At 66.0% G+C, this 13,220-nt stretch carries 12 protein-coding genes; 1 reads left to right on the plus strand and 11 read right to left on the minus strand.

Going from position 1 to position 13,220, the window contains the following annotated elements:
- Nucleotides 1–2: 2 nt before the first annotated feature.
- From pafA to MNQ99_RS10570, 9 genes are all read right to left on the minus strand, one after another.
- Entirely contained in the window at nucleotides 3–1,364 is a 1,362-nt protein-coding gene (pafA, locus tag MNQ99_RS10530; protein WP_127512572.1) for a Pup--protein ligase, read from the minus strand.
- 2 nt (nucleotides 1,365–1,366) lie between these two features.
- Nucleotides 1,367–2,098, minus strand: a complete 732-nt coding sequence (gene prcA / locus MNQ99_RS10535) for a proteasome subunit alpha (RefSeq protein ID WP_127512571.1) — start codon at nucleotides 2,096–2,098, stop codon at nucleotides 1,367–1,369.
- 2 nt (nucleotides 2,099–2,100) lie between these two features.
- Complete coding sequence (prcB, locus tag MNQ99_RS10540) at nucleotides 2,101–2,937, minus strand: proteasome subunit beta (protein ID WP_127512570.1); 837 nt, start codon at nucleotides 2,935–2,937, stop codon at nucleotides 2,101–2,103.
- Between the two features lie 3 nt (nucleotides 2,938–2,940).
- On the minus strand, nucleotides 2,941–3,144 hold the full coding sequence (locus MNQ99_RS10545) for a ubiquitin-like protein Pup (protein WP_127512569.1): 204 nt from the start codon (nucleotides 3,142–3,144) through the stop codon (nucleotides 2,941–2,943).
- A 43-nt stretch (nucleotides 3,145–3,187) separates the two neighbouring features.
- Nucleotides 3,188–4,786, minus strand: a complete 1,599-nt coding sequence (gene dop, locus MNQ99_RS10550; protein ID WP_127512753.1) for a depupylase/deamidase Dop — start codon at nucleotides 4,784–4,786, stop codon at nucleotides 3,188–3,190.
- 14 nt (nucleotides 4,787–4,800) lie between these two features.
- Nucleotides 4,801–6,558, minus strand: coding sequence for a proteasome ATPase (gene arc, locus MNQ99_RS10555; protein ID WP_127512568.1), 1,758 nt, complete (start codon nucleotides 6,556–6,558; stop codon nucleotides 4,801–4,803).
- A 265-nt stretch (nucleotides 6,559–6,823) separates the two neighbouring features.
- Nucleotides 6,824–7,864 carry a tRNA (adenine-N1)-methyltransferase gene (locus MNQ99_RS10560; RefSeq protein ID WP_127512567.1) on the minus strand — a complete coding sequence of 347 codons (1,041 nt, stop codon included), beginning with the start codon at nucleotides 7,862–7,864 and terminating at the stop codon, nucleotides 6,824–6,826.
- Nucleotides 7,865–7,975: 111 nt separating this feature from the next.
- Nucleotides 7,976–9,133, minus strand: a complete 1,158-nt coding sequence (locus MNQ99_RS10565; RefSeq protein WP_241912920.1) for a site-2 protease family protein — start codon at nucleotides 9,131–9,133, stop codon at nucleotides 7,976–7,978.
- Nucleotides 9,130–9,858 carry an HAD family hydrolase gene (locus tag MNQ99_RS10570; protein WP_241912921.1) on the minus strand — a complete coding sequence of 243 codons (729 nt, stop codon included), beginning with the start codon at nucleotides 9,856–9,858 and terminating at the stop codon, nucleotides 9,130–9,132. Before MNQ99_RS10570 ends, MNQ99_RS10565 begins: the two co-directional genes overlap by 4 nt.
- A 185-nt stretch (nucleotides 9,859–10,043) precedes the next feature.
- Between MNQ99_RS10570 and MNQ99_RS10575 the strand changes: the two genes are divergently transcribed.
- Entirely contained in the window at nucleotides 10,044–10,904 is an 861-nt protein-coding gene (locus MNQ99_RS10575; RefSeq protein ID WP_241915331.1) for a PAC2 family protein, read from the plus strand.
- A 99-nt stretch (nucleotides 10,905–11,003) separates the two neighbouring features.
- Here MNQ99_RS10575 and mshC read toward each other — a convergent pair whose 3' ends face one another.
- Both mshC and MNQ99_RS10585 read right to left on the minus strand, forming a co-directional pair.
- The gene (mshC, locus tag MNQ99_RS10580; RefSeq protein WP_241912922.1) at nucleotides 11,004–12,266 is read right to left on the minus strand and encodes a cysteine--1-D-myo-inosityl 2-amino-2-deoxy-alpha-D-glucopyranoside ligase; all 1,263 of its coding nucleotides are present in this window, start codon (nucleotides 12,264–12,266) and stop codon (nucleotides 11,004–11,006) included.
- Between the two features lie 111 nt (nucleotides 12,267–12,377).
- Entirely contained in the window at nucleotides 12,378–13,202 is an 825-nt protein-coding gene (locus MNQ99_RS10585; protein WP_127512563.1) for an undecaprenyl-diphosphate phosphatase, read from the minus strand.
- Nucleotides 13,203–13,220: the final 18 nt, after the last annotated feature.

The following is a 13,220-nucleotide window of genomic DNA, read 5'->3' on the forward strand; positions in this document are numbered from 1 at the left end:
ACTCACAAGGTGGCGAGAAGTGCCTCGACCCGCGGGTCCTCACTCTTGAACGGATCCTTGCACAGGATGGTCTGCTGCGAGCGGTCGTTCAGCTTCAGATGGACCCAGTCCACGGTGAAGTCGCGGCCGTTCTCCCGGGCAGCCCGGACAAAGTCGCCGCGCAGCTTCGCTCGGGTGGTCTGCGGCGGATGGTCCATCGCGTTCTTGACGTCCTGTTCCTCCACCACCCGGGCCACCTCCCCGCGGGCCTCCAGCAGGTGGTACAGGCCGCGCTTGGCCGAGATGTCGTGGTAGGTCAGGTCCACTTGGGCAATGCGCGGCGAATCCAAGTCGATCGACTGGCGGTCCATGATCCGGTTGATCAGCCGTTTCTTGATCGCCCAGTCGATCTCCCGCTCGATCCCGCTGTGGTCTCCCGACTCGACCGCCGCCAGCGTACGCTCCCACAGGTCCAGGATGCGTTCCACATGCGGGTTGTGCGCACCATTGGCTTCGACGAACTCCCGCGCTTTGGACAAGTACTCCTGCTGCATGGCCAGCGCGGACATCTCCCGCCCGCTGGCCAGCTTCAGCGGTTTACGTCCGGTCAGGTCATGGGAGATGTCGCGGATACTGCGGATCGGGTTTTCCAGCCGGAGGTCGCGCATGATCAGTCCGGCTTCGACCATCCGCAGCAGAAGGTCCACCGACCCGACCTTCAGCATGGTGGTGGCTTCGGACATGTTGGAGTCGCCGTTGATGACATGCAGCCGCCGGTAGTACTCGGCATCCGCGTGCGGTTCGTCCCGGGTATTGATGATCGGGCGCGAACGCGTGGTGGCCGAGGAGACGCCCTCCCAGATGTGGTCGGCCCGCTGCGAGAACGCATAGATGGAGCCGTTCTGGGTCTTGAGCACTTTGCCTGCGCCGACCAGGATCTGCCGGGTCACCAGGAACGGGATCAGGATGTCGGCCAGCCGGGAGAACTCGAGTTTGCGCGGGATCAGGTAGTTCTCGTGGCTGCCATAGGAGTTCCCGGCAGAGTCGGTGTTGTTCTTGAACAGATAGACCCGGCCGCCGAAGCCCTCGCGGGCCAAGCGTTCCTGGGCCTCGTTCATGAGGTCTTCGAGGATCAATTCACCGGCCCGGTCATGGGCTACCAGCTGGGCGACGTCGTCGCATTCCGCGGTGGCATACTCGGGGTGGGATCCCACGTCCAGATAGAGCCGGGACCCGTTGGTCAGGAAAACGTTGGAAGACCTTCCCCACGTGACCACCCTGCGGAAGAGGTAGCGGGCCACCTCCTCGGGCGAGAGCGGGCGCGAATCCGGCGCCGAATAGGAAATGCCGAACTCGGTCTCGATCCCGAAGATCCGTCTGTCCATGGCTAGCCGTCCATTCCCTCGCCCAAAATCTCGGTTAGTTCAGCGGTCGCCAACCGACGGAAGGCACGCTGGCTCCCCCGGCTGGACAGCGGGTCGCGGTCCAGCACGGCAACTTCCAGCCCCTCCGGACGCAGTTCTTTAGCCGGTCCGGCATCCTGCTGGCCCGTCCTGCCGGACAAGGCGGCCACCGCGGCCCGTACCGCCCCCGCGTAGTCCCGGCCGTCGGCCCAGTTGCCCCTGAGGACTTCGCCCACGGCTTCGGCATCGCCACCCATCACCACGAACCGGCGTTCGTCGGCGATGGATCCGTCGAACGTGAGCCGGAACAGGCGGTCCTCGGCCGGCGCAGCGCCGACTTCGGCGACCGCGAGCTCCACCTCGAACGGCTTGGTATCGGCAGTAAAGACCGCGCCCAGGCTTTGTGCGTAGACGCTGGCCAGTCCGCGCCCGGTCACGTCTTCACGGTCGTAGGAGTAGCCGCGCACGTCCGCGTAGCGCACGCCTGCTTGGCGCAGGCTCTCGAACTCGTTGTATTTGCCGACGGCAGCGAAGGCGATGCGGTCGTAAATCTCGCCGATCTTATGCAGCGACGGCGAAGGGTTTTCGGCGACCAACGCAATGCCGTCCGAGCAGCTGAGCACCACCACCGACCGGCCGCGGGCAATGCCTTTCCGGGCGAAGTCCGCCCGGTCCTTCATCAGTTGCTCAGGCGATACGTAGAACTGCTGCGTCATGCTCAGGCCTCCCGTCCGGTGACGGTTCGCCCGGCGATCACGGCTTCGGACGTCGCCGCGAGTTCGCGCTCCGGAATTCGGCGTGCGCCGGCGGCATTGACGGTGTAGATGACCGGCCACAGCTTGCGGACGGCATCTGGGCCGCCGGTAGCCGAGTCGTCGTCGGCAGCGTCATAGAGGGCTTCGATGGCGACGCGGACGGCGGCATCCTCCTCCAGATTCGGCTGCCAAAGCTTCTTCAGGGCTCCGCGGGCAAAGACCGAACCCGACCCCACGCTGTGGTGCTCCTGCTCCTCGTAGCGGCCGCCGGTCACATCGTAGGAAAACAGCCGGCCCACCCGGCGCTCAGCATCGAAGCCGGCAAACAGCGGAATGACTGCCAGCCCCTGCATCGCCATGGGCAGGTTGGATCGGATCATCGCGCCCAGCCGGTTTGCTTTGCCCTCAAGGCTCAGCAGCGTGCCTTCGATCTTCTCGTAGTGCTCAAGTTCCACCTGGAACAGCCGGGTGATGTCGAGCGCAATGCCGGCAGTGCCGGCGATGCCCAGCACCGAATAGGAATCGGCCGGAAAGACCTTCTCGATGTGCCGGCTGGCGATGATGTTGCCCATCGTTGCCCGGCGGTCGCCGGCCATCAGCACCCCGCCGGCGAACGTCATCGAGACGATCGTGGTGGCGTGGGGCACCATCGGTGCCGCTCCCGGCGGCAGCTGCTGGACCCCGCGGGCACCCGGCAGCAGATCCGGCGCCGTACGTGCCAGATACTCGCTGAAGGAGGCGGTGGCGGAGTGGGAAATCTGGGCGAAAACAGAGCCCGGGCCGCCGGCCGGCATGTTCATCAATTACTGCCCGCCCTTCTGCACGAAGCCACGCACGAACTCTTCCGCATTCTGCTCCAGCACTCCGTCGATCTCGTCCAGCAGATCATCGGTGCCTTCGGTCTCGGCCTGTGCGGCAGGTGCGGCGGCAGGCTCGGGTGTGGGCTCGTCGTCGTACTCTTCGTCTTCGCGGCGAGAGTCCGCGTTCTTGCGGTCCTGGGTTGCCATGATGGCCTCCTTATGGTGTGACGATCGACTGTGTCCCTCATGCTTATGTTGCCACGTGGGGCTCGCTGCTGGGTCCCAACAACGCCGTAATAAAATCCTCCGCGGAAGCGGCCTCCTCGAAAAGCTTTCCGGTCAGCTCGCGGTTGCCGCGCAGCGGTTCGCGCGTCGGGATGCGCTGCAGCCGCCGCCGGTCGGGAAGGTCAAAAATCACCGAGTCCCAGCTGGCGCCGACCACCTCCTGCGGAAAATGCTGGATGCACTTTCCGCGGAAGTAGGCCCGGGTGTCTTCCGGCGGCTGGCTCACGGCGGTTTCGATCTGCTCGTCGGAGAGCAACCGCTGGATCCGGCCGCGTGCTGCCAACCGGTGGTAGAGGCCTTTTTCCGGCCGGACGTCGGAGTACTGCAGGTCGATCAGCCCCAGCCGCGGATCGCCCCATTCCAGGCTGTCCCGGTCCCGGTAGGCCTGAAGCAGCTTCAGCTTGGCCACCCAGTCCAATTGGTCGGCCGCTTTCATCGGGTCGTGCCGCAGAATGTCGAGCACCGAGGCCCAGCGCCGGAGCACCTCCGCGGTCTGGTCCGTGTCGGTGCCGTGCCGCGTGCAATGCTCCACCGCCGCCTGCAGATAGATCTCCTGCAGGTCCAGGCCGGTGACCATGCTGCCGTCGTTGAGCGCGACTTTCTGCTGCAGCGACGGGTCGTGGCTGATCGCCTGCAGCGCCTGCACCGGATCGGCCAGCTGCACGTCCGGGGCTTCACCATGTTCGATCATGGACAGCACCACGGCCGTGGTGCCCATCTTCAGGAAAATCGACACTTCGCTCAGGTTCGCGTCGCCGATGATCACGTGCAGCCGCCGGTACTTGTCCGCGACCGAATGAGGCTCGTCGCGGGTGTTGATGATGGGCCGGCGGATGGTTGTCTCCAACCCCACCTCGGCCTCGAAGAAGTCCGCGCGCTGGCTGATTTGATACCCCGGTGTGCGGCCGTTGGTGCCCAGGCCCACCCGGCCGGCCCCGCACACAACCTGCCGCGACACGAAGAACGGGACCAACCCGGTCACAATCTGGTTGAACGGCAGGCTGCGCGGCATCAGGTAGTTCTCATGCGCACCGTAGGAGACCGACTTGTTGTCCGTGTTGTTCTTGTACAGGTTCACCGGCGAGAACCCCGGCGTCGCCGCGATCCGGCGCGATGCCGAAAGCACGACGGCGTCGCCCGCCTTGTCCCAGCGCACCGCGTCCAGCGGGTTGGTCACCTCCGGCGAGGAGTATTCCGGGTGCGCGTGGTCCACATAGAGCCGGGCGCCGTTGCTGAGCACCATGTTCATCAGCACACCGGAGGACTCGTCCGTGTAGAACTCGTTGGCCGCTGCCCGGCCGCCGGCCAGCGCAATCTGTTCGGCGTCCAGGACCGGCGGCACGTCCGTCAACTGCGCCGGGTCCGCCGCCTCGCGCGAGAGGTCGAATCCTCGCGCATCGTGCAGCGGTTCCTCGTCGGTGTAGTCCCAGCGGGTGCCGGCCAGATTGCCCAGGCCCTTGCGCATGGTGGCCGCGTACGCGTTGATCACCTGCGAGGAGAGCACGGTGGAGTTGGCCAGCGGTTCGCCCGGAGCATGGATGCCATACTCCGTCTCCGAACCCATCACCCTATAGACGCTCACAGATACTGCCCCGTATTCGGCATCGTTTCGATGGACTTGCCGGCCTCCTGCCCGGCCTTGCCCTGCACAATCGTTCGGATGTAAGTGATCCGTTCGCCCTTTTTGCCCGAAATCCGGGCCCAGTCGTCGGGGTTCGTCGTGTTCGGCAGGTCCTCATGCTCGCGGAATTCGTCCACCACCGCCCGCATCAGGTGTTCGATGCGCAGGCCCTTCTGCCGGTTGGTCAGCAGGTCCTTGATGGCGTTCTTCTTGGCCCGGTCCACGACGTTCTGGATGACAGCGCCGGAATTAAAGTCCTTGAAGTAGAGCATCTCGGTGTCGCCGCTGGCATAGGTGACTTCCAGGTACTCATTCGACTTGTCGGTGGAGTACATTTCCTCGACCGTGCGCTGGATCATCGCCTCGATCGTGGCCTTGCGGTCCTGGCCGTGCTCGGCCAGGTCTTCCGCATGGATGGGAAGGTCGGTGGTCAGGTACTTGGTGAAGATGTCCGCGGCGGCCTCGGCATCCGGGCGATGGATCTTGATCTTCACGTCCAGCCGTCCGGGGCGCAGGATGGCCGGGTCGATCATGTCCTCACGGTTGGAGGCACCGATGACTATCACGTTCTCCAGTTTTTCCACGCCGTCGATCTCGGAGAGCAACTGCGGCACAATCGTGGTTTCCACGTCGGACGAGACACCGGTGCCGCGGGTCCGGAAGAGCGAATCCATCTCATCGAAGAACACCACCACCGGGCTGCCATCGGACGCCTTCTCGCGGGCCCGGGCGAAGATCAGCCGAATGTGGCGCTCGGTCTCGCCCACATATTTGTCCAGCAGTTCCGGTCCCTTAATGTTCAGGAAGTAGCTGCGGGTGTCCGTCCCGTTGCGCTCGATCGCCTTGGCGGCCAGCGAGTTGGCAACGGCCTTGGCAATCAGCGTTTTGCCGCAGCCGGGAGGTCCGTAGAGCAGGATGCCCTTGGGCGCCTTCAGCCCGTGTTCGCGGTACAGGTCGGGATGCAGGAAGGGCAGCTCGACGGCGTCCCGGATCTGGTCGATCTGCGGACCCAGCCCGCCGATGTCCTCGTAGGAGATGTCCGGAACCTCTTCGAGGATCAGGTTCTCCACTTCGCTGCGCGGGATCTTCTCCAGCGCATAGCCGCTTCGGGCGTCGATGGAGACGGCGTCGCCGACCCGAAGCCGCTCAGACAGCAGGGCCCCGGACAGCTTAACCACCCGTTCCTCGTCCGCCCTTCCGACCACGAGGATGCGGTGGCCGTCAAGCATTTCCTTGATGGTGACCAGCTCGCCGGAACGCTCGAAGCCGAGCGCGGCAATCACCGTCAGCGATTCATTCAGCAGGACTTCCTGCCCGGGCCCGAGCTGGTCCATGTCGACCAGCGGGCTGACCGCAACGCGCAGTTTGCGTCCAGACTGCACTATGTCCACGCTATCCTGCACCATCGCGGCGTTGCTGACGCCCGGACGCGGCTTCCGCGCCTTGTGGACGTCGGTAATGGTGGCAAAACTGAAGGGTGTTTCGCCGTCGCGTTCGAGGGCGGACTTGAGCCGCACGATCTCCGTCTTGGCGGCCTCCAGCGTGGCGACCAAACGGGAATTGTTCTGCGTGGCTGCAGCAAGTTGCTTGTCCAGGTGGCGCAGTTTGTCACGCAGCACGTTGATTTGGCGCTGTGCGACCGTCAGCGCGTCGCGCTGTTCGTCCTGTTGTTCAGCCGGTGCCGGTTCATTGTTTTGGTTCTGGTTGTCCTTCATCACCGCGACCCGCTTCCTTTGAATCGGTTCCTTCCCTAGACCCTAACGGGCGCCTGCGCCGCCTGCACGTGTCTACGAAAAGAAACGCCGAATCGAAACATGGAATTCCAACGTCCGGCACGAAGATGCTGTTGCGTGGTGTCCGATCATTACGCGGGATAACGAAAACGCTGCCGCGTTGGTGCCCGTGTGGGCGGTCCGGCAGCAGAGGGATCCGGGCGCGGCGGCCCAGACCGGCCCCGGCCCCTGCGCCGCCCCTGTCCGACTAGTCGGTTTCGGGATTGACGTCCTTGAACGCGCCGCGCTGGACGGTGGAAGCGGCGTCCTTGGCAACCCGGCGCAGCCGCTTGTCCGAAACGGTCCGCTCTCCCAGGCCCTCGGCATTCCAGTCTTCCTCGTTGCCGGCCCAGACCTGTACGTCCTCGGCCGCGAATTCGGTCTTGGACGGACGGCGCTTGGGCGTCAACCCGGTCACGCCGCCGGCCAGCCGCCGGGCGGTGAGCAGGAAGCCCGTGTGCGCCACCATCCGGTGGTCGGGCCGAACGGCCAGCCCCTCCAGATGCCAGCCCCGGACCATGGACTCCCAGCCTTCGGGCTCGGTGAACCGGCCGTCTTGGCGGATGGCTTCGGCCGTGCGGGACAACTGGGTCACGGTGGCAACATAGTTGATCCACACTCCCCCGGGCGCCAGCACGGTGGCCACGGCGTCCAGGCATTCCCACGGCGCCAACATGTCCAGCACCACACGGTCCACACTGCCGGGTTCTTCGGCCTTGACCACTTCATCCTGGAAGTCGCCCAGCGAGACCTGCCAGGCGGGGTGCGGTCCGCCGAAGAAGGTTTCCACATTGCCGCGGGCGACGTCGGCGAATTCTTCGCGGCGTTCGAACGAATGCAGCCGCCCGCCGTCGCCCACCGCGCGCAGCAGCGAAATGCTCAGCGCACCGGAGCCGACGCCGGCTTCCACCACCCGGGCACCGGGGAAGATGTCCGCCATGGTGACAATCTGCGCGGCATCCTTGGGATAGACGACGGCGGCGCCCCGCGGCATGGACAGCACGAAGTCCGACAGCAGCGGACGCAGCGCCTGGTAGCGGTGGCCCACCGTGTTGGCCACGACGGTGCCCTCTTCCCGGCCGATGACTTCGTCGTGCGGCAGGAACCCCTTGTGCGTATGGAAAGCACCCCCGGGCGTGAGGGTGATGGTGTTCATCCGGCCCTTTTCATCCGTGAGCTGGACCCGTTCGCCGGGCCGGAGCGGTCCGCGTCGCTGGTCGGCGCCGTGCGGGCTGGTGGAGGAGCTCATGCGTGAATCACTTCCGGTTGTTGTTGCGGTGCCGCGGCGGTACCGACCGCCGGGTTGTCTCGATTGTATTCCGACCGGCAGCGGAGCTGCCGGTGCGAACGGTGGGGAGAGTCAGAGCCGGCCCGGCTTGCCCGTGATGGCGCGGACCACGGTGCTTTGCTGCAGCACCCCGGTGACCCGGCCGCCGCCGTCGATCACCGCGTATTCGTTGCCGGCCAACCGGGCCAGATACTGCACCAGTTCCTGGCCGGCGGCCACTTCGGGGACATAGGCACCCGGTGCCAGCGCCCGGGAGACGGCTGCGGCCGGGGTCTGTGCGGCTGCCGACGGCGGTACCTGGCTCAGCGCGCCGCGGTCCACCACTGCTTCGGGCTGGCCGGTGGCGGCGGTGAGCACCACGTTGAGTTCCGGTTCCCCCTCCAGCAGCTGCTGAACCTGGGCGACCATGGCGGTGGCCGGCAGCGACGTCGCCGGGAGTTTGAGCTGCCCGGCGCTGACGGACGGCAGGCGCAGCCGCATCCGGGCGTGCTCGATGGCCGAGCTGGCGCCCATCCAGAGGAACCCGCAGACCAGCACCATGAGCACCACCATCTGCAGGTCCGGCGTGCCGCCGCGCAGCAACGGAATCCCGATGACGCCGATCACCAGCAGCACCACGATGACGCGGCCGGCCCAGCCTGCCGCCACGGTGCCCTTTTCCTGGCTGCCGGTCAGTTTCCAGACCGCGGTCTCCACCAGCCGTCCACCGTCCAGCGGCAGCCCCGGCAGGATATTGAAAACCGCCACCAGGAAGTTCGCCCAGATGAAGATATCGGTCAGCAGGAACGGAATCGGCTCGCCGCGGAACAGCGGCAGGACCAGCGAACCGAGCCCGGCCAGCGCAAAGTTGGCTACCGGCCCGGACAACGCCACCAACAGCGATTTGCCCGGTGTGGCGTTGAAATTGTCGAACTGGGTGTGGCCGCCCCACAGATTGAGCACAATCTTGGCCGTAGGCCAGTGGAAGGCCCGGGCGGTCAGGGCGTGGGCGAGTTCGTGGACCAGCACGGAGAACAGCAGCAGCAGCGCATAACCGAAGGCCACCCCGTAGGCGCCGACGCCAATTTCCGGCATCAACCGCTGAACCTGGGGCCCGAAGATCAGCACGATGAAGGCCGCGATGACGAACCAGGACCAGGCGAGCAGAACCGGCACGCCGAACATCCGGCCCAGCGGAATCCCTTCGCTGCGCTGTTTTTCCTCCGGCGGCCGGGGCGTCTGCGTGCTCATACTCCTGCTTCCTGGGAAGCCGGCAACAGGAGCCGCTCCACGTCCATTAGGCCCTTGCCGGCCAGGCTGTCCCACTGCGGACGCCCGGGTGCCGGCGGAACCGGCACCACGTGCGGAATGGCCACCGTCACGAGGCCGGCGGCTTCGGCCGAGGCAACTCCGGGAACGGAGTCTTCCAGCGCCACGACGTACCGCTTGTCTGCGCCGGGCTGCTGGCCGCTGAGCCAGTCAAAAGCACGTTGGTAAGGCTCCGGGTGCGGCTTGCCTTGGCCGACCATGTCGCCGGTGACCAGGTACTGGAAGCTGCCCTCGGGCAGCGCACGCACCACCTCGGCGGCCAATTTGGTCTCGCTCATGGTCACCAACACGGTGGGAATGCGCGCCTCCAGCAGCTCGGCGAGCAGTTCGCGAGCCCCGGGCCTCCACGGGATGCTTTGGCGGACCCGTTCGGTCACGGCGTCGATCAGCTGGTCGATGATGTCGCGGATGCCGAGGTCCACGCCTGCCTGCTGCAGCACCGCGGCCGACGTCTCCAGCGCGTTGCCCACTAGTTTGAGGCCCAGCTCGTCACTCCAGACGCCGCCGTACGAGGCGACGAGTTCCGATTCGGCTTCGATCCAATACGGTTCGGTATCGACGAGTGTTCCGTCCATATCCCAGAACACCGCCTGCAGGTCTGGCTGAAGTGCGCCGGACGCAGCGGCGGAAGGGTCTAGTGCGGGCATGGCACCAGTCTACGGTCCCCGCCGGGCCCGCCGCGGCCTCGAAAGGCTGCGGAATCGGGCCGCTATGCTTTGCGCGAATCGCAAAGGGGCTCACTGACAAGCCGTGTCCGGAGGATTAGGGTGAAACCGTGAGTACTCAGGACAGTGGCGATCTGCCCACGGACGGCCCCGGCGAGAAGCACGGCCTGCATCTGCTGTTCCCGCAGGCCAAGGCCGGTGAGGCGCCGCGGCGCTATACCGTGATGCTGGCTGCCTTCGAAGGCTGGAACGATGCCGGCGAGGCCGCCACGGATGCCGTCAAGTACCTCAGCCGGCTGTGGGAGAGCCACAAAGTGGCCACCGTGGACCCGGATCTTTACTACGACTTTCAGTTCACCAGACCGGTTGTCCACCGCACCGGGTCCGGCGAACGCCGGATCAAATGGCCGACGACGAAGCTCACCCGCAGCAGCGTTCCCGATGCTCCGGTGGACATCATCTTTGTCCACGGCGTGGAGCCGTCCTACCGCTGGCGTGCCTATACGGCTGAGCTCCTGGCCCACGCCGAGGAGCTGGGAGTGGACTGCATCATCCTGGTGGGCGCGCTGCTTGCCGACGTCCCGCACTCCCGGCCCATCCCCGTGACCGTGACCAGCGACGACGACGACGTCCGACGTGCCTTGAACACCGAGTCCAGCCAGTACGAAGGCCCCACCGGAATCGTCGGTGTGCTGGCCGATGTGGCCTCGCTTGCAGGTATCCCGACCATGTCCGTCTGGGCCGCCGTGCCGCACTACGTGGGCCAGTCGCCCTCCCCCAAGGCGGAGCTGGCGCTGCTGCACCGGCTGGAGGACATTCTCCAGGTGCCGCTGGAAGTTTCCGTCCTCAGCGAAGAAGCCGAAGCCTGGGAGCGCGGTGTCGACGAACTGGCCACCGAGGACCCCGAAGTCGCCGCCTACGTGCGGCAGCTTGAGGAGGCCAAGGACACGGCCGAGCTGCCGGAGGCCACCGGCGAGTCCATCGCCCGCGAATTCGAGCGCTACCTCAAGAAGCGCCGCAAAGAGTAGGGGCCTGCACGGGAACCACACGCCGCTTAGACACCTCGCTCGTTCCTCTCTCGGCGATGCGCGGCTTAGTGGTTCCCGCCTCCGGCCCTGTCTCTTGGCTTAGAGCCGGATACCCAAGAGCGCGTCGAGCAGGGCGGCGAACTGTTCGGCGCCGTCCTGCGGCTGGCCGTTGGCCTGCTCGCGGGAGTGCTCGGCGAAGCCGTCGATTTCGGCCAGCGCGGCGGGGGCGTTGAGGTCGTTGGACAGCGCGCGTCGCACCTGCTGCGCGAGCTCGGGAACCTGGTCCGCCTGCACATAGGCTGCGGCACCGCGCCAGGCAGCCAGCCGCGCCTGTGCTTTGTGCAGCAGGTCCTCGGTCCAGAACCAGTCGCTGCGGTAATGCTGGCCCAACAGGACCGTGCGGATGGCTGCAGGCTCCACGCCGTCCTCGCGCAGCGCCGAAACCAGCACCAGGTTGCCCTTGGACTTGCTCATCTTTTCGCCGTCGAGGCCCACCATGCCGGCGTGCACGAAGTGCTTGGCCAGCGGCTTGCCGGCCAGAGCGTAGGCGTGGCCGGCGCTCATTTCGTGGTGCGGGAAGCTCAGGTCGGAGCCGCCGGCCTGGACATCGAAGGTTTCCGGCAGGAACTTGCGGGCGATCACCGAACACTCAATATGCCAGCCGGGCCGGCCGTCGCCCAGCGAGGCACCCGGCCACTCGGGTTCGCCGTCGCGGGCCACGCGCCACAACAGCGCATCCAGCGGGTGCTTCTTGCCCGGGCGTTCCGGGTCTCCGCCGCGCTCGCCAAAGAGCGGCAGCATCTCCTCATCGGTCAGGCGGGATGTGGCGCCGTTGTGCCAGCCCGGCCCGGCGGCAGCAACGGAGTCGAAGTAGACGTCGCCGTCGGGCTCGCCGTCGGTGCCGGGTACCCGGTAGGCCAGGCCGCGGGCCAGCAGGTCCTCCACCGCCGGAACAATCCATTCGATGGATTCCACCGCACCCACATACTGCTCGGGCGGGATCACGTTGAGCTCTTCCATGTCCGTGCGGAACAGCTCCGTCTGGTCCTTCGCCAGGATCTGCCAGTCCACTCCGGTGGCGTTGGCACGTTCCAGCAGCGGATCGTCGATGTCCGTCACGTTCTGAACGTAGTTCACCGTGCGGCCGGCATCGCGCCAGTAGCGGTTGAGCAGGTCGAACGCCACGTACGTGGCGGCGTGGCCCATGTGGGTGGCGTCGTACGGGGTGATGCCGCAGACGTAGAGGCTTCCGGTGGCGGAGGGTTCAAGCGCTACCAGCGACCCCACGGAAGTGTCGTGGATGGTCAGTTCGTCTTTGCCGCCCGGAATTTCGGGTACGGCATGGGCATTCCAACCAAGCACTCTTGAGTTTCCTTCCAATGAGGTGGCCCGGCCGCGGAGGCGCGGTCCCGCCGTCGTACATTAAAGCTCCTAACGTTTAAGGACGCAGGAGCCGGATAAATTCCCGCCCTGTCAGGCGTTGATGATCCCGAAGCCCAGCAGCACGAATAACAGGGTGCCCAGGCCGATCCGGTACCAGACAAACAGGCGGTAGCTGCGGGTGGACACGTACTTCAGGAACCAGCCGATGATCACGAAACCGACGCCGAACGCGACCGCCGTGGCCAGCGCGGTCTCGCCCAGGCCGTACGGCCCGGGTTCACCGAAGCTCTTGGCCAACTGGTACAGGCCGGAGGCGAAGACCGCCGGAATGGCCAGCAGGAATGAATAGCGGGCCGCCGCCCCGCGCGTGTAACCCATCAGCAGGCCGGCGGTGATGGTGCCGCCGGAGCGCGAGACGCCCGGCATCAGCGCCAGCGCCTGGGCCAAGCCGTAGAGGATGCCGTGCTTGTAGGTGAGCTTGTCCAGCGTGCGGGTATGGCTGCCGATGGAGTCCGCGACGGCCAGGAACAGGCCGAAGACAATCAACATGGTGGCCACGATCCACAGGCTCCGGAAGGTGGACTCGATCTGGTCCTGGAACAGCAGCCCGAGCACGCCGATGGGGATCGAGCCGATGATGACCAGCCAGCCCATCCGGGCGTCCGGATCGTTGCGCGGCACCTTGCCGGTCAGCGAGCCGAACCAGGCCTTGACGATGTTGACGATGTCGCGCCAGAAATAGACGACGACGGCGGTTTCGGTGCCCAGCTGGGTGATGGCGGTGAAAGCAGCCCCGGGATCGGCGGCACCGGGCAGGAACTCGCCCACGATACGCAGGTGTGCGCTGGACGAGATCGGGAGGAACTCGGTCAGGCCCTGCACCAGGCCCAAGAGGATTGCTTCTAGCCAATTCACACAGTAGACCCTATGGCA

Source organism: Arthrobacter sulfonylureivorans (genome assembly GCF_022637435.1).
GTDB classification, from domain to species: domain Bacteria; phylum Actinomycetota; class Actinomycetes; order Actinomycetales; family Micrococcaceae; genus Crystallibacter; species Crystallibacter sulfonylureivorans.